The following is a 20086-nucleotide window of genomic DNA, read 5'->3' as shown; positions in this document are numbered from 1 at the left end:
TCACACGCGTGCATTTTGGTCGCCGCGAGCACCTACCGGTGCACATATGAGGGGTCGGTAGGTGTGACGGTGACCCCCGGCGCCTCATCGGGTCGGGTGACGTGTGATTCCTTGGCGCAGATCCGCCTTCGTCTTTTCCGCTAATGTGCCCACGTGAGCATGCCGGCGCTGAGAATGGCGCAAACCTATCTGCCGTTTCTGCGGCCGCTCAAGTTCGGCGCGTACAACATGGGCACTCGGCTATTCGGGTGGCGCATCGATCCCGAATTCCGCCTCCTGGGCCGCTTGGGGCCCATCTCGGAGGCGGTGGACATCGGCGGCAACTGGGGTCAGAGCATCTGTGCCCTGCAGCGCACGGCGGCGCCGGACCGGATCGTTAGCTTCGAGCCCAATGCGGTTCTGGCTCAGCGGCTTAGACGTCGATATGAAAGCAAGACCGTACACGTGCATGCCTGCGGACTCTCCGACGCGGACGGTACCTTCGATCTGTTCGTTCCCCGATACCGGAACTTCGTTTACGACGGTCTGGCCTCCCTCGATGAGAACGAGGCGCGCGGCTGGCTCAACCCGGACACCCTGGCGGGGTTCGACGCATCCAAACTGACGATCGAGCGCCATCCCGTACAGGTTCGGCGGCTTGACGACTTTGGCCTGGACCCTCAGGTGATCAAGATCGATGTACAGGGTCTGGAGGCCGCGGTCATTCGTGGTGGGCTAGCCACGATCGCCGCATCACGTCCGGTGATGATCATCGAGACGCCGTCGGATGAAGTGGTGTCCCTGCTGCAGCCAGCCGGGCTGAGGCCGTACGCCTATCGAGACGGACGGCTCAGCCAACACTGGCGGGACACCAAAAATACGGTCTTCCTGACCGATTCGCACCGAGACCGCGGGGATTTGTAGCTCGAAAACCGTTACGGCTGCGGATTCTTGAGATCCGCCAAGAGTTGGGCTAGCACGCGTTCGCGGTGATCGAAGGCCTGGCCCGCGGCGGCGGCCGCGGTGGCCACCACGATCTGTCCGACGATCTTGGGCGACAGTTTGGTGACAGAGTCGTCGAGTCGCAGGTTGGTCAGCGCACCATTGCCGTTGGCTTCCGCCTCGACATGACCCTGCGCCGAACGTGCCCATCCGCGAAGGCCTTTCAATTCCTCGACGGCGCTGTTCAGAATGTGGCCCCCGGCACGGGCCCGCGTCATGGTCTCCTGATACTGCTGTTCGAGTGCCCGGAAGAAGGTGAGGTCAGGCTCGGTCATCAGGATCTCCTTTCCAGCTGCTCTTCGGACTGCCGCAGCTCGATGTCGGCGACTTGAGCGGGCGTCGCGAGACCGATCTTGTCGAGGAGGTATTCGGGGATGCCGCTTTCGGCAAGCTCCTCGCGCCGTGCCGCACCGCAGCGCGCCGCACCGAGCTCGCACAGGTTTTTGATCTCCTGTGCCAGTGCCGACGCACCACGACTAAGCATGTCGGGTTCGATGTGAACCTCAAGCGGCAACCCGAATTCTGAGACCTTGACCCGCAGCGTGCGAGCACGATTTGTCATATCAATGCTCGCACGCGGTTCGGGCCGCGGCACCCCTGAACTAGGAAGTGGGTCGGTAGAATCCATGGAATCCCTGCCCGGCGTTGGTGGTGCGGATCGGGGAGATCTGCACCGGATCACCGGCCTCGACCATCATGCCGTTGCCGATCACCATGGCGACGTGGCCATCCCACACCGCCAGGTCGCCCGGCATGACAGATCCCTGATCCACCCGGACACCCACACCCTGCTCCTGAGCAAGGCGGGGGATGTCGACGCCGGACTCGCCATAGGCCCACTGGGTCAGGCCACTGCAGTCCAGACCGACGCCCGGCTTGGTGCCACCCCACTCGTAGGGCACACCGACCTGGCTGAGCGCTTTGCGCACGGCTTCCGCCGCGGCCGCGTTCGGGGCCTGGCTGGTGCTGCCATCGGGCAGGAACAGCTGCGCGCCCTTGCCCATGCTGCGCGGGTCAAGCAGCATCTTGGCCGCACTTGCGTTGGAGCTGCCCAGTCCGCTGCTGGTCCCGCCCGCGGTGGAGGAGGCGTGGCCGCCACCGGCACCGAATGGGTTGGCCAGCGCACCGGCGGCAATGCCGCTCATGTTGGCGCCGCCCAGGGCGCTACTTGCGCCACTGGCGCCACCACCGCTGAGCATGCCGGTGAGGGCCTGCGGAATCTGACCAAGGCCCTGACCCATGGAGCTCATGGTCTGGGTGACGCCGCTCGCGACGCCCGACATCGCCTGCGTGCCTGCTTGGAGGCCGCCCTGCATGGCCGACATCGCGGGCTGGACGCTCCCGGACGCGGGGGTGGAGGGGTTGCCCATATCGGCACCCGCCATCCCCGTGAGTTCGCCAGCCTGTCCGGCCAGCTCTCCTTCAAGCTGTGCGGTGTGCTCGGCGACTCGCGCTGTGCATCGGCTGGCGGCTTCTGCCAACTCCGCGGCAACCCCAGGAACCCAGAGCAATGGTGTCAATGCCTCGGAGGTGTGTTGGAACTCCTGGAGGGCTTCACCGATCAGGGCGCTGGCCCGGCCGGTGGATTCTGATGCCTGTCCGACATTGGCGCCCATGGCGCCGCTGCGGGTGGCCATGCTGCTGAGCGCCTGACCGGCCATGCCAGCGAACTGCCCCAGAGCCTGGGCCGCCGCACCGGCGAAGGTGCCGATGAGCTGGCTTCCTGCCTGCATGCCCTGTTGCATGACCTGCTGCATGACCTGCATGCCGCCCTCCAGCATCTTGCTGGGGTCCTGGCCCTCCTTGAACTGGCCGTTACCGACGGTGCCCGCCATGTCCATGGCCGGCCCGATCAGCCCCGCGGAGAAGGGGTTGTTCTCGAAGCTCGGATAGTTCGTGTTGACGGCCTCGGACAGACGGCTGGGCGAGATTGGACTTGTCTCAACCATGGTTACGCCTCGATTCCTTCGACGGTGGCGCTGATGTTCTGGCCGATGTTGTCGTCATCGTCGTCGTAGCCCTTGCTCGCCACATTGGTGGTGACACCGGACTCGGTGACGCTCATGGCGAGCTGACCGACGTCCAGCCCTTGCTTTGCGGAGGTTGCGGCGAATGCGCCCAGGTAGTGCGCGCCAATCGGACCGAAAATCGGCGCCAGTGCGGCGACCGGGAAAATGCTGACTGCGGTGCCTACCGCCGCGAGCGTTCCGCCCATACCCAGCTGAGCTCCGCCAACGCCACGCAGAATGTCTGTGTCGGCTGCTAATCCGTCTGCCATGTCCCCTCCATCTCTCCGGTGGTTCGGCTACCGCCTATTTTCGGGCAGTTTTCGCCTTGTACTTGGATACGACGGGGGTGGTCGCGATTCGGTTCCATCTTTCTCAAACTTTTTGAAAGATTTTTTGGCAACGTGGCCACCCCGTTGTATTACCTGCTCAGCATAGCTGGCTTGGCTTTGCCAGGAACGATAAAGAGGCATAGAGCCGTACTGTGCCGAAAGTGACGCCCATCACATGCCTCCCGCCTCTGGGATCGGCTGGATCGAAGCTTGCTGTTCTAGGGTCTGGAGCATGCATGTGCACGTAGTCGAGCATCCGCTTGCCGCGGCCCGGTTGACCACTCTTCGCGATGCAGGCACGGACAACGCGGCCTTCCGCGCTGCGCTGCGGGATCTCACCCTGATGCTGGTCTATGAGGCGACCCGCTCGGCACCGGTGGAGTCCTCCGCGGTGCACACGCCGGTGGCGGTGACGACGGGGTTCCGTTTGGCCAATCCGCCGTTGCTGGTCCCGGTCCTGCGGGCGGGGTTGGGGATGGTGGATCAGGCACATGCCCTCATTCCCGAGGCGCGCGTCGGGTTCGTCGGCATGGCGCGCGACGAGCAGACATGGCAGCCCACCCCGTATCTGGAATCTCTTCCGGCCGACTTGTCGACACAACCGGTGTTCGTCCTGGATCCGATGCTGGCCACCGGTGGTTCGATGGTCCATACGCTCGATCTGTTGCATTCCCGCGGTGCCTCCGACATCACGATGTTGTGTGTGGTCGCGGCGCCGCAGGGGGTCGAGGCGGTCCAGGAGGGCGTTGCGCGCTACGGCCCGTCGACATCCGCGCGGTTGTTCACCGCCACCATCGACGAGGGTCTGAACGACGCCGCATACATCGTGCCGGGCCTGGGCGATGCCGGCGATCGTCAGTTCGGTCCCAGATAAGTCGGGCCGAGTCAGATGTTGCGGGCGTACGCCTCCAGCTCGGAGACCACCACGCCCGCCCAGATCCGAGCGACGGTCGCATCGGTGATGACCGGCTCGCGGACCTCGATGTAGCACTTGACCTTTGGTTCGGTTCCCGAGGGGCGGATCACCAGCCGGATGGACGATCCCCCGATTTCGCCGGACAGTATCACCGCGTCGGTGCGCTGCTGACCCCGTCGTTCCCGTAGGTCTTCGACGGTGATCGGGAACCCGGACAGCGCAGTGGGCAGGTTCGCCCGCAGGCGCGTCATCATCGCCGTGATGTCGGCGAGAGAGTCCATGCGCAACGAGACCTGCGAGGTGACATGGATACCGTGCCTGATCGCCAGGTTCTCGAGCTTTTCCTCCACACTCGATCCGAGCTCACGCAGATGTGTCACGAGGTCGCATGCGAGCACCGCCGCGGAGATACCGTCCTTGTCCCGCACGGCGGCCGGATCGACGCAATGCCCAATGGCTTCCTCGTACGCGTAGACCAGGTCAAAATCTGCCGCTCGGACAAGCCATTTGAAGCCGGTGAGGGTTTCCACATGCCGTGCGCCGAGGGATGCCGCGATGCGCGCGAGCATGCGGGAGGAGACCACCGTGCTGGCTACCACCGGCGGAGTGGGCGATGGTGGCTGCGTTGAGAGGATGTAATCACCAAGCAGCCAACCGGTTTCATCGCCGGACAGCATGCGCCAACCGGTCGTGGTGGGAATTCCGATGGCACAGCGGTCGGCGTCCGGGTCCAGCGCGATGGCCAGATCCGCATCGATCTCGGCGGCCCGGGTCAGTACCGCGTCCGCGGCTCCCGGCTCTTCGGGATTCGGAAAAGCGACCGTCGGAAAGTCCGGATCCGGCTGGAACTGCTCGTCCACCACATGAATATCGGTGATACCCGCGGCATTCAGCACGGCCACGGCGGTGGCGCCGCCGACTCCATGCAATGCGGTGAGGGCGATGCGGACACCGCCGGAGCCCCGCCGCACCGTGGCGGCACGCTGGACGTAGGCATCCACCAAGGTGTCATCGGCGGGGGTGACGGGGGTGCGGGGAATCTGATCAGCGAAAGGGGCTGCCTTTGTTGTTGATTCGATATCACGATCGGTTGGGGAGATGATCTGAGCTCCTCCCGACCAGTACACCTTGTAGCCATTGTCAGCGGGAGGGTTGTGGGATGCGGTGATCTGAATGCCTGCCGCCGCATCCAGATGACGTACCGCGAATGCCAGCACCGGCGTGGGCAGCGGGCGGGGGAGCAGTACGACCTTGAACCCCTCGGCAGCAAGGACTTCCGCCGCGCCCTGTGCGAACTGCTCGGATCCGTGTCGCGCATCGCGACCCACCACCACGGTCGAGCCGCCGAGGCACCGATCCTTGAGGACCTTGGCCAGTGCGTAGGTGGTGCGCAACACCACCGCCAGGTTCATGCCGTTCGGGCCGCCCCGGACGGCGCCGCGCAGGCCCGCCGTGCCGAAGACCAATGGCTCCGAGAATCGTTGCGCGAGCTCCTCCTCGGAGCAGGCGCGTAGCTCGGCTGCCGTCTCGGGGTCGGGGTCATGGTCGATCCAGTCCTGGATCGTCTGCGCCGCGACGGTCATAACCGGCCAATCACCGAGCTGAGAAGTTGGCCCATGCGAGTGGCCGACGCGCGCCCGGCGGCCAGTACCTCGTCATGGTTGAGAGACTCTCCCGTCATGCCGGCCGCAAGGTTGGTCACCAGTGACACCCCCAGCACCTCGGCACCGGCCGCGCGGGCCGCGATCGTCTCGTGCACCGTCGACATGCCCACCAGGTCTGCCCCCAACGTGCGCAGCATCCGGATCTCCGCGGGGGTCTCATAGTGCGGACCGGGAAGGCCCGCGTACACCCCCTCGGCGAGGCTGTCATCGATTTCCCGTGCGAGTGCCCGTAATCGCGTTGCGTACGCATCGACGAGGTCGACGAACTGCGCACCCACCAACGGTGAGCGGGCCGTGAGGTTGAGGTGGTCGCTGATCAGCACCGGCTGACCCACCGTGTACTCGTCGCGCAATCCTCCGGCGGCGTTAGTGAGCACGATGGTGCGCGCACCGGCGGCGCAGGCGGTGCGCACCGGGTGCACGACGTGGCGCAGGTCGTGACCCTCGTACGCGTGGATCCGGCCCAGCAGGACCAGCATCCGCTCGCCGCTGTCGCCAATGGGTACCGACAGCACCGATCCGCCGTGTCCGGCAGCGCTCGGCGGGCTGAATCCGGGCAGGTCTGCCATCGGGATCGTGGTGGCGGGGGTGCCGAGCGCCGCGGCCGCCGGAGCCCAGCCGGACCCGAGAACCACCGCGACGGGGTGGGACGCGACGCCGGTGCGCGCGGCGATCTCCGCCGCGGCACGCGCTGCCTCGTCGGCCGGAGTCTCGTCGGTGCTGTTGCCTCTTCGCCCAAGTGGCTCATCGGTCACAGCTACGCAGCCTAACCATGATGGGATACTCATCTAATGCCCTTGAGCACCGGAGCGTCGTCCGCCGCGCATGCCCAGGCCGCTTGCACGGTCGTGGACGCCGCGGCAACGGATCTGGTGGCGTTATCGCACGATATTCACGGCGAACCTGAGTTGGCCTTCCACGAGGTTCGCAGTGCTATGAAAACCCAGCGGCTGCTAGCCGAGCGCGGATTCGAGATCGTGACAGGTCAAGGCGGTTTGGACACCGCATTCCGTGCCACCTTCGGGGACGGTCCGCTGGTCATCGGTGTTTGCGCCGAGTACGACGCGCTGCCCGGCATCGGACATGCGTGCGGGCACAACATCATCGCCGCCTCCGCGGTGGGCACCGGGCTGGCTCTCGCCGAGGTTGCTGACGCACTCGGACTCACCGTGGTGGTTATCGGCACTCCAGCGGAGGAATACGGGGGCGGCAAGGCACTTCTGCTCAAGGCGGGTGCTTTCGACGACATCGCGGCCGCGGTGATGTTGCACCCCGGGCCGATCGATATCGCCGGAGCGCGGTCACTCGCGCTGACCGACGTGATGGTCACCTATCACGGCAAGGAATCACACGCGGCGGTCGCGCCGCACCTGGGAATCAACGCCGCCGATGCGGTGACGGTGGCTCAGGTCTCGATCGGTCTGTTGCGTCAGCATCTGTCACCCGGACAGCTGATCCACGGCATCGTCACGGAGGGGGGAGAAGCGGCCAACATCATTCCGGCTCGTGCGGCGATGCAGTACACGATGCGCGCCGTCGAATCGTCGTCCCTGCGCGAACTGGAGGAGAAGGTGTACGCCTGCTTCGCCGCTGGTGCGGTGGCCACCGGATGCAGCCATGAACTGGTCGAGTCGTCGCCGCCATACCTGGAGCTGACGCCCGATCCCTGGCTGGTCGGAGTGTTCCGCGAGGAGATGGAGTCCTTCGGCCGCACGCCGGTGCCCGCCGAGTTCGAGGCAGCGGTGCCCCTGGGTAGCACCGATATGGGCAACGTGACGCAAGTGCTGCCCGGTATCCACCCGGTCATCGGCATCGATTCGGGCGGAGCGGTCATTCATCAGCCCGATTTCGAAAAGGCGGCCCGGGAACCGGGCGCCGACCGAGCTGTGGTTGAAGGAGCGAAGATGTTGGCGCGCACCGTGATACGGCTTGCTGAGAATGAGACAGAGCGATCCAGGGTGCTGGATCGGCTGGCGCGCAGGACGGTGACAGTGTGAGCGAATCCCTGTCCGCCGTCGCGGAGCGTTGGCTCGCGGAGAATTCCGAGACGCTAATCCGGTGGCGGCGCCACATTCACGCGCATCCCGAACTGGCACGCCAGGAGCACGCCACTACCGAGTACGTGGCCGCGCGGCTGGCCGAGGCCGGACTCAACCCGAAGGTGCTGCCCGGCGGGACGGGAATCACCTGCGACTTCGGGCCCGAGGACGGTCCACGTGTGGCATTGCGCGCGGATATGGACGCCCTGCCGATGCAGGAACGCACCGGCGCGCCCTACTCCTCGACGGTGCCCAATGTCGCGCATGCCTGCGGGCATGACGCACACACCGCCATCCTGCTGGGCGCGGCCATGGCCCTGAATTCGGCTCCCTCGCTGCCCTCGGGCGTGCGGCTCATCTTCCAGCCCGCCGAAGAGGTCATGCCGGGCGGCGCGATCGACGTGGTGGCCACCGGGGCGATGGCCGGTGTGACGAGGATTTTTGCGCTGCACTGTGATCCACGCCTGGAGGTGGGCAAGGTGGCAATCCGTGCGGGGGCAATCACCTCGGCCGCGGACACGGTCGAAGTCACGCTGCATTCCCCGGGAGGGCATACTTCGCGGCCGCATCTGACGGCCGACCTGGTGTACGGGCTCGGCACCGTCATCACCGGATTACCGGGGATGTTGAGTCGCCGGATCGATCCGCGCGCCGGCACCGTCATGGTGTGGGGAGCCGTCAACGCAGGGCAGGCGGCCAACGCCATTCCGCAGATCGGCTCGCTGGCGGGCACGGTGCGCACCGGTAGCCGGGATGTGTGGATCACCCTGGAGGACACCGTCCGCGACGTGATCGAGGGACTGCTGGCCCCGCTGCGTATCGACTACACGCTCAACTACCGGCGTGGTGTTCCACCCGTCATCAACGAGTCCGACTCGACGCATATCTTCGTGCGGGCCATCGAGGACATCGGGCTGGATGCACTCGCGGAGACCACGCAGTCCGGCGGTGGCGAGGACTTCTCCTGGTATTTGGAGGAGGTGCCCGGTGCGATGGCGCGGCTGGGGGTGTGGTCAGGATCGGGCCCGCAGCTCGACATCCACCAACCGAACTTCGATATCGATGAACGGGCTCTGGGCGTCGGCGTGCGGACGCTGGTGAACCTCGTCGAACAGAGTGCCGCGCAGGGTTCCGTCTAGCTCGTTCCGGGGCCGATATTGCGTGAGGCGCGGGTGCGCAGACCGTGCACGTAATCCTCTGGCGCGCCTGCGATTTCCGCCGCGTCGGCCATCACGCCCAGGTATCGGGCCGACGGTAGTCCGCCCTCGTAGGCATTGACGACGTAGAGCCAGGCCAATACCGGGTCGATGGTCGTGTCGGAAGACTCGCGGTCGATCCGGCAGCGAATCTTGGTATGGATGCCGAGTTCGGAACCTTCCCAGCGATCAAGGTTCTTCTCGTCGGCCCCGGTCATGTCGTAGAGCACAACGAAGACCTTCGAATTGGGGTCTTGCACGACGGTGGCCAGCGCGCCCTCCCAGCCGATGTCCTCGCCGCCGAAGGTCAGCCGCCAGCCGTGCAGCCAGCCGGTGCCCGCCATGGGGGAGTGCGGCGCACGCTGCAACATCTGCTCGGGATGCATGTTGGAGCCGTAGGCGGCGTAGAGCGGCACGGGGGCAAGCCTAGTGGTCCTGTGTTGTAGATGACGGCAGGGATGGTGGCAAGTTCCCCCATCGTGGCAAGCCGGGTCGGTTCGGTCCTTGTAGGTTTGATGCCGTGGCGACGCGCATCGTGATCATTGGTGGAGGACCAGCGGGATACGAAGCGGCGCTCGTGGCCGCGGCCCATGAGCGAAGCACCACCGAGGTGACGGTGATCGACTCGGACGGCATCGGTGGCGCCTGCGTGCTCTTCGATTGCGTGCCGTCCAAGACGTTCATCGCGTCCACGGGTGTGCGTACCGACCTGCGGCGCGCCCCCAACCTGGGCTTTGACATCGACGTGGAGCACGCCAAGATCTCGCTCCCGCAGATCCACAACCGTGTGAAGCGCCTTGCCGCCGAGCAGTCGGCCGATATCGCAGCGCGGCTGCGCAACGCCGGGGTACGGCTGATCTCTGGACGTGCCGAGCTGGTCGATCACGTGGTCGGAATGGCATATCACCGGGTCAAGGCCACCGCCGCAGACGGAAGCAGCACCATTCTGGAGGCCGATGTGGTGCTCATCGCCACCGGCGCCAGCCCGCGGGTGTTGTCCCATGCGCGTCCCGACGGTGAACGGATCCTCACCTGGCGTCAGCTCTACGACCTGGAGGAATTGCCCGAACACCTGATCGTGGTCGGATCGGGTGTCACGGGTGCGGAGTTTGTCCACGCCTACACCGAGCTGGGAGTTCAGGTGACGGTGGTGGCCAGCCGCGACCGTGTGCTGCCGCACGAGGACGAGGAAGCCGCCCTGGTCCTGGAGGACACGCTGGCCGAGCGCGGTGTGACGCTCATCAAGAATGCTCGCGCCGATGCGGTGACCCGGACCGAGACAGGTGTCCGCGTGGCGATGGCCGACGGCAGGGCGGTTGACGGCAGCCATGTGCTCATGACCGTGGGGTCGATTCCCAACACTGCGGGCCTGGGCCTCGAGCGCGTCGGGATCAGCCTCGGCTCCGGCGGCTATCTGACCGTGGACCGGGTGTCGCGCACCTCGGTGGCAGGCATCTACGCCGCGGGTGACTGCACGGGTCTGCTCCCGCTGGCCTCGGTGGCTGCCATGCAGGGCCGCATTGCCATGTATCACGCCCTCGGCGATGCGGTACAGCCCATCAGGTTGAAAACCGTTGCTGCTGCAGTGTTTACCCGCCCGGAGATCGCTGCGGTGGGGGTGTCCCAGGCGGCCATCGACAATGGAGAGATTCCGGCGCGGACGGTCACGCTGCCCTTGAACACCAATCCCCGGGCCAAGATGTCGGGCCTCAAGCGCGGTTTCGTGAAGATCTTCTGCCGTCCGGCCACCGGTGTGGTGATCGGCGGTGTCGTGGTGGCCTCGAATGCCTCCGAGCTGATCCTGCCCATCGCGATCGCGGTGCAGAACCTGCTGTCCGTGAACGACCTGGCGCAGACCTTGTCGGTGTACCCGTCGCTGTCCGGTTCGGTAACGGAGGCGGCGCGCCAGCTCATCGCCCACGATGACCTGGACTGACCTCGGACGACATGCGCCACAGCGGCACACATCACAGACGAGAGCGCTACCGGCCGGTAACGTGGGTTTCTGGAAGGACTCCGGGGCCCGGTAATGGGCGTGGAAGGGAGCAGTCGTGAGTGACGCAACCAGCCCATCGGCGGGTGGACCCACATACACGTTCCTTGGACCGCAGGCCCGTTCGTTGAACTGGGAGCGCCTGGGATCTGAGCAGTTCGATGTCATCGTGATCGGCGGCGGTGTGGTTGGCGCCGGATCGGCTCTGGATGCCGCCACTCGCGGGCTGAAGGTGGCGTTGGTCGAGGCGCGTGACTTCGCCGCCGGGACATCGAGCCGCTCCTCGAAGATGTTCCACGGCGGCCTGCGCTACCTTGAGCAGCTCGAATTTGGGTTGGTTCAGGAGGCATTGCGCGAGCGAGAGTTATCGCTCTCGACATTGGCGCCGCATCTGGTCAAGCCGCTGCCGTTCTTGTTCCCGTTGACCAATCGGTGGTGGGAACGTCCCTATATTGCCGCCGGGATTTTCTTGTATGACCAGATGGGTGGCGCGAAATCTGTTCCCGCCCAGAAACATCTCACCCGCGCCGGCGCGCTGAGGCTGGCGCCCGGACTGAAGCGCAACTCGCTCATCGGCGGTATCCGCTACTACGACACCGTGGTCGACGATGCTCGGCACACCATGAATGTGGCCCGGACGGCGGCGCACTACGGGGCCGTGGTCAGGACATCCACTCAGGTGGTCTCGCTGCTGCGTGAGGGTGATCGCGTCACCGGTGTGGTGGTGCGGGACACCGAGAACGGCGCTGAAACCGAGGTTCGCGGGCATGTCGTCGTCAATGCGACCGGGGTGTGGACCGACGAGATTCAGGCGCTGTCGCGCACCCGTGGCCGGTTCCGGGTGACCGCGTCCAAGGGTGTGCACATCGTGGTGCCACGGGACAGAATCGTCAGCGAGGTGGCGATCATCCTGCGGACCGAAAAGTCGGTGCTGTTCGTCATCCCGTGGGGTAACCACTGGATCATCGGGACCACCGACACCGAATGGAATCTCGACCTGGCGCACCCGGCAGCCACCAAAGTCGATATCGACTACATCCTGGACAAGGTGAACACGGTGTTGGCAACACCGTTGACGCACAACGATATCGATGGCGTCTACGCGGGATTGCGGCCGCTGCTGGCCGGGGAGGATGACGACACGTCGAAACTCTCCCGCGAGCACGCCGTGGCGGTCGCCGCTCCGGGGCTGGTGGCCATCGCCGGTGGCAAGTACACGACGTATCGCGTGATGGCCTCCGATGCCATTGACATGGCAAGCGAATTCGTGCCGGCGCGAGTGGCGCCCTCGATTACCGAGAAGGTGCCGCTGCTGGGCGCCGACGGATACTTCGCGCTGATCAATCAGACTGAACACGTCGGGGAGACCTACGGTCTGCACCCCTACCGGGTACGGCACCTGTTGGACCGATACGGTTCGCTGATCGGCGAGGTCCTAGCTTGTGCGGGATCGGATCACAGCCTGTTGCAGCCGATCGCGAAGGCGCCGATGTACTTGAAGGTCGAGGCGCTCTACGCGGTGGCGGCCGAGGGTGCCCTGCACCTGGAGGACATCCTCGCCCGGCGTATGCGCATTGCCATCGAGTACCCGCATCGTGGTGTCGACTGCGCCCAGGAGGTCGCCGAGCTGGTGGCTCCTGTGCTTGGCTGGTCCGCGGAAGACATTGTGCGTGAGGTGGATACCTACCGTGCGCGGGTCGACGCGGAGGTACGTTCGCAACGTCAGCCCGACGATGCGTCGGCGGATGCATTGCGGGTGGCCGCACCCGAGGCGCGGTCGTTCATCGTCGAGCCGGTGACCGACGTATTGTCGCCGTCCAAGTAAGACGCGATATAGGTTGCGCTGGTGAGCCCCAGAAGAAGGGCTCCTGAGCCGCCTCTACCGGTGCGAGACGGCCTGGGGCCGGTGCGAATCCGCTTGCGCGAAGATGGGCAAGTGGTTGACGAGCTGGTATCCCGATTCGGTTCGGACGCCGCCGGCAAGGTGAGCCGTGGCGAGGTTGTCGACGCCGCGGGTGCGCCGATCACCACGGATACGCGCCTGCGCTCGGGATCGGTGGTGTACACGTATCGCGACGTGGCCGTGGAGGTTCCCGTACCCTTCGCCGTCGACATATTGCATTGGGACGAAAACGTTCTGGTGGTCGACAAGCCGCATTTCCTGTCAACGATGCCGCGCGGGCGGCATGTCGCCGAGACAGCGCTGGTACGTCTGCGCAGGACGCTGGACCTGCCGGAACTGGCACCCGCGCATCGCCTGGACCGGCTCACCGCGGGGGTGCTCCTGTTCACGGTGCGCCGCGAGGTCCGTTCCGCGTATCAATCGCTCTTTGCGCAGCGGCAGGTCGCCAAGACCTATGAGGCCTTGGCGCCCGTCGATCCCGGAGTGGCTCTGCCGGTCACGTTGCGGAGCAGGATCATCAAGCGGCGCAGCATCCTTCAGGCGGTCGAGGAGCCGGGGCCGGCGAACGCCGAGACCCATATCGAGCTGGTCGATCACGATGGTCCGACAGGCAGATATCGCCTGACTCCGAGCACCGGCCAGACCCATCAGCTGCGGGTCCATCTGAACAGCCTGGGCATCCCGATCGTCAACGATCCGCTGTATCCGCAGGTGCGCGAGGTGGCATCGGACGATTTCGCGCATCCGTTGCAACTCCTGGCGCGCTCTTTGGCGTTTCGTGACCCGTTGACGGGCAAGGACGTCCGGTACGAGTCGACGAGGACTCTAGGGCAGTGACGCGCGGAGATGTTCGGCGTAGTCCCGCAGGTAGCGGCCCGGTAGATCTCTGGCCTTGTCCAGGTACTCGCGCAGTAGCGTCTCGTCACCGACGTACTCGCTCAGACATTCCAAGCAGCCGATCTTGTGATGTTCTTCCTCGATCGTGTGCCAGGATTTTTCGATCAGCGCCCGGATGCCGGGATATCCACCCTGTGCCAGGGAGATGAGAGATAGGCGTTTGGTGTACTCATCGGTGCTGTCGTAGAAGGCCAGCAGAACGGATTCGGTATCTGCTTTGAGCGGCCCCAGCTTTCGGATGGAAGCCGCGAATTGGTATCGCGCGTCGTCGTATTCGGTGCCCTCGATGATTGAAGCCAGCCGGGCGAGTATCAGGAAGTCTTCTCGCTCAAGGTCGCCGAGGTTGGACAAGTTGGGTGTGTTCGACAGCCACGCGATCATCCGGCCGATGTCCCAGCCCCGAGCGATGAGGTAAAGCAAGGCCGTCAGCTCGTCCTGGTTGAGCCGGCCGACACCGCCAGTGACGAGTAGCTCGGAGAAATGGGCTTCGACGTGTTTCCAGTGCGGATATCCGATCTCGTTGCCGGGGTACTCCTGTAGCCAATGCTTGAACCGCGTCGCGTGGGTCCGCAGCACCCGATCAGCGGCGAGAGCGGTCACTGGGGTGTGGCTTCAAGGTCGGCTACCCGTGCGCGTAGTCGCTCGATTTCGGCGGTGAGCTCGGCCTCCCTGGCGGCGGCCTTCTCCTGATAGGCCTTGCCGAGATCGGACAGGTGCTGCTGGTCATAACGGGGAATGATGCTGCGCGAGCAGTTCCAGTCGAATGCCTCCACGGTCACTTCGATCTCGCGGCGGGTGTCGTCGTGCACGGTGCCGCGGCCAAAAACCTTGAGGCGCTGCTTGCGCGGGTAGTCGACGAAGAACATCGCCAGCCGATTGTCGGCGGCGAGGTTTCCGAGGGTCACGAATTGGTTGTTGCCCGGAAGATCAACGAACCGCACGGTGTTCCCGCCGAGATGACGCACGAATCCCGCCGGGCCGCTGCGGTATTGCAGATAGGGCCACCCCGTCGGGGTCACGGTGCCCAGACAGAATTGGGTCGCCTCGGCGATCATCCGTAACTCCCGTGATCCCAGATCGTCGGGGCCGTCATCCGGGCGTTCCAGGTGTGTGCCGTAGGCGACGTAGCTGCCGTTGACTCGCTGGCGCTCGATCGCATCCGTGCCGAAGGCGATGTAGTGATAGTGGTTGTTGCTCATGGGTATACCGCGATCTCGATGAGGTTTCCGTCGGGGTCCCTGCAGTAGTGCGATGTCATCGCGCCCAGCGCACCGATCTTGGTCACCGGCCCCTGCTCGATATCTATCCCACATGACGTGAGATGCTCGCGGACCTCGTCGGGGGAAACGTCGGTGATGAAGCACAGATCATCGGAGCCGGCCGCCGCGGCCAGGCCGGTGAACCACTCCTCCTGGGTTGCCGTGACTGGCCGCAGGTTGATCTTCTGAGCGCCGAATGTCAGAGCCGTGCGGCCGGCGGGGCCGAAAGTCTCCCGAGTCATGCCAAGGACACGCTGATACCAGGCCGCAGTGGTGTCCACGTCGGTGCAGTTGATCACCACGTGGTCAAACCGTGTCACCTTCATTGCTGTCTCCTCATCGGCGCACTCTCAGTCCCTTCGGCGTCCGCCCGAAACCGGCTTCCAGTAACGCCGTGCTCACTGCGGACTCTCCGATGTCGAAAACCGATCTGCCATCGATTTTTTCGACTACTAGACCATCGAGCCCACCGGCGCGTACCAAATCCATCGTGCCCAACGCCGCGGCGTGCAGCATCGTGGGATCGGTCACGAAACTGAGCAGCGACTTGCCGCCCCTTTCGATGTACAGCACCAGATGGCCATCGACGAGCGCCACGAGCGCCCCGGCTTTGCGGCCCGGTCGATGACCGGAATCGGACGCGGTCCGTGGCCACACCAGGGCCGCACCATACGGATTGGCGGGGTCGGTTGCCGCCAGCACCGTCGCCCGCTGCGGCGTGCGTTCGTCGTCGACCGTGTCGAGGTATTCGCGCAGCCTGTCGACGGTCGAGGGAGAAGCGAACTGCGCACCCCCAAGTGATTCGACGAAATAGCCCCGGCGACAGCGCCCGTTGTCCTCAAACGTCGACAACACCTTGTACAGCCAGGCGAAACCGCCCGCGACTCCCTCGGCGACGACGCTGCCCTTGGTCACCACGCCGTACCGCCCGAGCAGCAACTCGGCCTGTGTGTGCGAACGTTCAGTCCCGTCGGCAAGCCTCTCCGGGAGCAATGACCACCGGCCGGCGACCGCGGGATCGACCGGTGCCGCGGTGGGGATTGGTGTGTAGGCACGCAGCCTCGGAGCTCGCCGGTTTCGGTGCGTCGTACGCGATGTGGCGGCGGTGCCCAGGAGCGCTCGCAGCGGCGCAAAGGTGTCACCCGTCACCTGTCCCGCCCACACCAGATCCCATAACGCCGCGCGTGTCGCCCCGTCGCCGAACTGGCGGAAAAAGAATCCACCGCCGGCGGCGAGGCCATCGAGAATCGCGCGGTGTGCCTCGTCCAGAACCACCGAATCGGGTGCGGCCAGTGTGGCCGGTGCGACCTCGCTCGGATGCAAGGCGATCCAGCCGTCCTGCGCGGTGATCGAGCCGTGTCCAGACCACACCGCCTCTCCGGAGGCAAGCAGCTCATCGAGCATCTGGGGCGAATAATCGCGGACCCGGCGCGCCAGAATCAGTGGCTCCCAAGCAGATGCGGGTATCGGCACCCCGGCCAGCTGGTCGATGACGGTGGCGACTCCGTCGACGCCGCGCAGGCTGGAATCGAGGTACTGCCAATCAGGCAGAAACCGTGCGAATGCCGATGTGCTGACGGGCTCCACCTGCGCGCGCAGCGCAGCCAGGGACCGTCGGCGCAGGATCCGCAGGACCTCGGCATCGCACCACTGTTCAGAATCTGTTGCTTCGGAGGTGAATTCGCCACGTACTAACTGGCCGCGTGCGGCCAGTGCCGCCAAGGCGTCGGCGGCAACACGAATACCAATACCAAAGCGTTCGGCGGCCTGCCCGGTGGTGAATGGGCCGTGTGTCCTGGCGTATCGGCCCAGCAGCTCCCCGAGCGGATCGGCCGTCGCGTCGGTGAAGGCCGCAGGCACACCCGGCGGTACCGGCACCCCGAGCGCGTCACGCAGACGTGCCGCATCCTCGACGGCCGCCCACCAGGCGCGCTGCCCGTAGTGGGTCTCGATCACCCGGTGCGCGGCGACGAGCTCGCGCAGCCAATCGGCCCCCGCGCCGGAGCAGCGGGCGCTGACCTCTTCGGCGGTGATGGGGCCCAAGAGGCGGAACAGATCGGCGAGGCCCTCGGCGTCGCGGGCCTTGCGTTCCTCGGCGAGGCGCTGCAGTTGTTTCTCGGTCGTCTCGATGACTGCCGGGTCGAGCAGCTCGCGCAGTTCCACCCGTCCCATAAGCTCGGCGAGCAGGCCAGTGTCCAGCGAGAGAGCAGCGGCACGTCGCTCGGCCAGGGGGCGGTCCTCGTCGTACATGAATCCGCCGATATAGCTGAACAGTTGTGCGGCCGCGAAGGGAGAAGGTACCTCGGTCTGTACCTCGACGATCCGGATCCGACGCTGCTCGATACTCGACATCAACCGCACCAGGGTGCCGATGTCGTAAACGTCCTGCAGGCATTCGCGTAACGCCTCAAGCACCATCGGGAAATCGGAGTGCTTGCGTGCGACATCGAGCAGTTGCGCGGCGCGCTGGCGTTGCTGCCACAGTGGTGATCGGCGCCCGGGAGTTCGGCGTGGAAGGAGCAGAGCGCGCGCGGCGCACTCGCGGAACCGCGCCGCGAACAGCGCGGACCCGCCGACCTCCCGCGTGACGATCGCCTCGATCTCGACGGCGTCGAAGACGAAAAGGCTTGCCCCGGGTGGACTGTCATCGGTATCGGGCAGTCGGACCACGATCCCGTCGTCGGTGGCTGTGGGTGACTCGCTGACCCCATAGCGCTGTTGGAGCCGATCGGCGACGGCCAGCGCCAATGGGCCGTTGACCCGCAGTCCGTACGGCGAGTGCAGCACGATGCGCCAGTCGCCGAGTTCATCGCGGAATCTCTCGACGATCAGTGTGGTGTCGGTGGGGACAGCGCCGGTGGACTGCAGCTGATCGGTGAGCAGCTTTCGTAGATTGCCGATCGCAAAGTCATCGAATCCCATATCGGCACAACGTTTATCGAATTCGGCGTCATCGGCTGCGGCCAGCTCGCCGGTCAGGTGTCCCAGTGCCATGCCCAGCTCTGCGGCCCGCCCTACCGCGTCGCCGCGCCAGAACGGCAACCTGCCCGGTTGGCCGAAGGCCGGGACCACGATCACCCGTTCGTGGGTGATCTCGGTGATGCGCCAGCTGGTGGCCCCTAAGGAGATGACGTCCCCCGGGCGCGACTCGTACACCATCTCCTCGTCGAGTTCGCCTACCCGTGATGGCTTCTCGCCCTCGGCGCCGGCATACATGTACACCGTGAACAGGCCGCGATCGGGAATAGCGCCCCCGGACGTGACTGCCAGCCGTTGCGCGCCGGGCCGTCCGGTGAGCGTTCCCGCGTCTCTGTCGTAGACGACGCGCGGACGCAACTCGGCGAAATCGGTGGACGGGTACTTGCCGCTGAGTAAGTCGAGCACGGCGTCAAACGCACTGCGCGGCAGGGAGGTGAAGGAGGCGCTGCATCTGACCACGTCGAACCAGGTCTCGACGTCCAGCGGATCCAGTGCACATGCGGCCACGGTGTGTTGCGCCAGGATGTCCAGCGGATTGGCGGGTACCTGCAGGGTTTCGATATCACCGTCGAGCATGCGTCGCACCGTGACCGCGCAGCCCAGCAGATCGGTGCGGTGCTTCGGGAAAAGAACACCCCTGGAGATCTCGCCGACTTGGTGTCCGGCCCTGCCGATGCGTTGCAGTCCGCTGGCCACCGACGGTGGCGCCTCCACCTGAACTACCAGATCCACGGCGCCCATGTCGATTCCGAGTTCGAGGCTGCTGGTGGCCACTACGCATCTGAGCCGGCCGGTCTTGAGGTCCTCTTCGATGTTCGCGCGCTGCTCCTTGCTGACCGAGCCATGATGCGCCCGGGCCAGCAAGGGTGCGGCACCGTAGGTCTGCCCGCTGCCCATGATGTGCGCCGGGGGCCCTCCTGGTACGCCGGGATTGGCCACCGGGGTGAGATCCACCCCCAGACGCTCAGCGTGAATCTCGTTGAACCGAGCGGTGAGCCGCTCGGCGAGGCGACGCGAATTGGCAAAGACGATGCTCGAGCGGTGCGCCTCGATGAGGTCGACGATGCGCTGCTCGACATGTGGCCAAATCGTGTTGGTGCCCGCGTTGGAGGCCTCGGCGTCGGGGTAGGTGTCTGGGGCGCTCATATCTGAAACGGGCACCACCACCGACAGGTCGAAGGTCTTCGGGCTGGCGGGGGCGACGACGTTGGCCGGGGCGCGACCGGACAGGAAGCGGGCGACCTCAGCCGCGGGTTTCACCGTCGCCGACAGGCCAATTCGCTGTGCTGGCCGGGAAAGACGATCGTCCAGCCGTTCAAGCGAGAGCGCAAGGTGCGCACCGCGTTTGGTTCCGGCCACCGCGTGGACCTCGTCCACGATGACGGTGGTGACCGTTTCCAATGTCTCGCGTGCGGCGGAGGTCAGCATCAGGAACAGTGACTCCGGGGTGGTGATGAGGATGTCCGGGGGAGAGGAGATCAGCGCCCGGCGGCGTTGCGCGGGGGTGTCGCCCGAGCGCACCCCGATAGTGATGGATGGCTCGGCCAGGCCCATCCGCTGTGCGGTGCGGGCAATCCCGGCAAGGGGGGCACGCAGGTTCCGCTCGACATCGACGGCGAGCGCCTTGAGCGGTGAGATGTACAGGACCCGGGTTCCGCGCCGAGCCGGAGCCGCACCGGCGGCGATATTCAGCTCGGGGTTGGCGCCGGCCAGGGTGTCGATGGCCCACAGAAACGCCGCGAGGGTTTTGCCGGACCCGGTGGGGGCGATGACGAGGGTGTTGTCGCCCTTGGCGATGGACTGCCATGCACCGGACTGTGCCTGGGTGGGAGCCGGGAATGATTCGGCGAACCATTCCCGGGTAGGTGCCGAGAACCGGGCGAGTGGACCGGACTCGCTGCTCATCGGACCATCGTGCCAA

At 65.6% G+C, this 20086-nt stretch carries 18 protein-coding genes; 7 read left to right on the top strand and 11 right to left on the bottom strand.

The genetic code is table 11. The features are described 5' to 3' along the window. Nucleotides 1–159: 159 nt before the first annotated feature. Nucleotides 160–903, top strand: coding sequence for an FkbM family methyltransferase (locus HBA99_RS18665; RefSeq protein WP_070952113.1), 744 nt, complete (start codon nucleotides 160–162; stop codon nucleotides 901–903). An 11-nt stretch (nucleotides 904–914) separates the two neighbouring features. Here HBA99_RS18665 and HBA99_RS18660 read toward each other — a convergent pair whose 3' ends face one another. From HBA99_RS18660 to HBA99_RS18645, 4 genes are read right to left on the bottom strand one after another with little or no spacing between them, the layout of a single operon-like run. Continuing rightward, the gene (locus HBA99_RS18660; RefSeq protein ID WP_030096836.1) at nucleotides 915–1256 is read right to left on the bottom strand and encodes a YbaB/EbfC family nucleoid-associated protein; all 342 of its coding nucleotides are present in this window, start codon (nucleotides 1254–1256) and stop codon (nucleotides 915–917) included. Further along, nucleotides 1256–1609: a hypothetical protein gene (locus HBA99_RS18655; RefSeq protein WP_193606327.1), complete on the bottom strand. Its 354-nt coding sequence runs from the start codon at nucleotides 1607–1609 to the stop codon at nucleotides 1256–1258. Before HBA99_RS18655 ends, HBA99_RS18660 begins: the two co-directional genes overlap by 1 nt. Then, entirely contained in the window at nucleotides 1584–2930 is a 1347-nt protein-coding gene (locus HBA99_RS18650; RefSeq protein WP_030096838.1) for a C40 family peptidase, read from the bottom strand. Before HBA99_RS18650 ends, HBA99_RS18655 begins: the two co-directional genes overlap by 26 nt. 2 nt (nucleotides 2931–2932) lie before the next feature. Then, entirely contained in the window at nucleotides 2933–3259 is a 327-nt protein-coding gene (locus HBA99_RS18645; protein ID WP_030096839.1) for a hypothetical protein, read from the bottom strand. 292 nt (nucleotides 3260–3551) lie between these two features. On the opposite strand from HBA99_RS18645, the gene upp reads away from it, so the two are divergent. After that, a complete protein-coding gene (upp, locus tag HBA99_RS18640; RefSeq protein WP_030096840.1) occupies nucleotides 3552–4193 on the top strand; it encodes a uracil phosphoribosyltransferase in 642 nt (213 codons plus the stop codon). Between the two features lie 11 nt (nucleotides 4194–4204). Here the strand turns inward: upp and HBA99_RS18635 are convergent, their stop codons facing one another. Together HBA99_RS18635 and HBA99_RS18630 are read right to left on the bottom strand one after the other, a co-directional pair. Further along, nucleotides 4205–5818: a phospho-sugar mutase gene (locus HBA99_RS18635; protein ID WP_070933025.1), complete on the bottom strand. Its 1614-nt coding sequence runs from the start codon at nucleotides 5816–5818 to the stop codon at nucleotides 4205–4207. Beyond that, nucleotides 5815–6687 (bottom strand): purine-nucleoside phosphorylase, encoded by an 873-nt coding sequence (locus HBA99_RS18630; RefSeq protein ID WP_078321287.1) that lies wholly within the window; start codon nucleotides 6685–6687, stop codon nucleotides 5815–5817. Before HBA99_RS18630 ends, HBA99_RS18635 begins: the two co-directional genes overlap by 4 nt. A gap of 3 nt (nucleotides 6688–6690) precedes the next feature. Between HBA99_RS18630 and HBA99_RS18625 the strand changes: the two genes are divergently transcribed. Then, nucleotides 6691–7896 (top strand): M20 family metallopeptidase, encoded by a 1206-nt coding sequence (locus HBA99_RS18625; RefSeq protein WP_070922895.1) that lies wholly within the window; start codon nucleotides 6691–6693, stop codon nucleotides 7894–7896. Further along, the gene (locus HBA99_RS18620) at nucleotides 7893–9077 is read left to right on the top strand and encodes a M20 family metallopeptidase (protein ID WP_030096844.1); all 1185 of its coding nucleotides are present in this window, start codon (nucleotides 7893–7895) and stop codon (nucleotides 9075–9077) included. The genes HBA99_RS18625 and HBA99_RS18620 overlap by 4 nt, the downstream gene beginning before the upstream one ends. Here HBA99_RS18620 and HBA99_RS18615 read toward each other — a convergent pair. Continuing rightward, nucleotides 9074–9550 (bottom strand): gamma-glutamylcyclotransferase family protein, encoded by a 477-nt coding sequence (locus HBA99_RS18615; RefSeq protein WP_030096845.1) that lies wholly within the window; start codon nucleotides 9548–9550, stop codon nucleotides 9074–9076. The two genes, HBA99_RS18620 and HBA99_RS18615, sit on opposite strands and share 4 nt — an antisense overlap. 104 nt (nucleotides 9551–9654) lie before the next feature. Between HBA99_RS18615 and HBA99_RS18610 the strand changes: the two genes are divergently transcribed. From HBA99_RS18610 to HBA99_RS18600, 3 genes are all read left to right on the top strand, one after another. Then, complete coding sequence (locus HBA99_RS18610; RefSeq protein WP_044105177.1) at nucleotides 9655–11070, top strand: NAD(P)H-quinone dehydrogenase; 1416 nt, start codon at nucleotides 9655–9657, stop codon at nucleotides 11068–11070. Nucleotides 11071–11185: 115 nt separating this feature from the next. Next, nucleotides 11186–12952, top strand: coding sequence for a glycerol-3-phosphate dehydrogenase/oxidase (locus HBA99_RS18605; RefSeq protein ID WP_030096847.1), 1767 nt, complete (start codon nucleotides 11186–11188; stop codon nucleotides 12950–12952). Nucleotides 12953–13012: 60 nt separating this feature from the next. After that, entirely contained in the window at nucleotides 13013–13867 is an 855-nt protein-coding gene (locus HBA99_RS18600) for a pseudouridine synthase (RefSeq protein WP_196326614.1), read from the top strand. Here the strand turns inward: HBA99_RS18600 and HBA99_RS18595 are convergent. The 4 genes from HBA99_RS18595 to HBA99_RS18580 are packed head-to-tail and all read right to left on the bottom strand — an operon-like array spanning nucleotide 13856 to nucleotide 20070. Continuing rightward, nucleotides 13856–14527, bottom strand: a complete 672-nt coding sequence (locus HBA99_RS18595) for a hypothetical protein (RefSeq protein ID WP_030096849.1) — start codon at nucleotides 14525–14527, stop codon at nucleotides 13856–13858. The genes HBA99_RS18600 and HBA99_RS18595 overlap by 12 nt on opposite strands. Continuing rightward, nucleotides 14524–15126: a pyridoxamine 5'-phosphate oxidase family protein gene (locus HBA99_RS18590; protein WP_070952114.1), complete on the bottom strand. Its 603-nt coding sequence runs from the start codon at nucleotides 15124–15126 to the stop codon at nucleotides 14524–14526. Before HBA99_RS18590 ends, HBA99_RS18595 begins: the two co-directional genes overlap by 4 nt. Further along, complete coding sequence (locus tag HBA99_RS18585) at nucleotides 15123–15512, bottom strand: VOC family protein (protein ID WP_030096851.1); 390 nt, start codon at nucleotides 15510–15512, stop codon at nucleotides 15123–15125. The genes HBA99_RS18590 and HBA99_RS18585 overlap by 4 nt, the downstream gene beginning before the upstream one ends. A gap of 10 nt (nucleotides 15513–15522) precedes the next feature. Further along, nucleotides 15523–20070: an ATP-dependent helicase gene (locus HBA99_RS18580; RefSeq protein WP_070952115.1), complete on the bottom strand. Its 4548-nt coding sequence runs from the start codon at nucleotides 20068–20070 to the stop codon at nucleotides 15523–15525. Nucleotides 20071–20086 lie beyond the last annotated feature (16 nt).

The organism is Mycobacteroides chelonae, from assembly GCF_016767715.1.
GTDB lineage: Bacteria > Actinomycetota > Actinomycetes > Mycobacteriales > Mycobacteriaceae > Mycobacterium > Mycobacterium gwanakae.
This window is presented reverse-complemented; position numbering and strand designations above follow the sequence as displayed.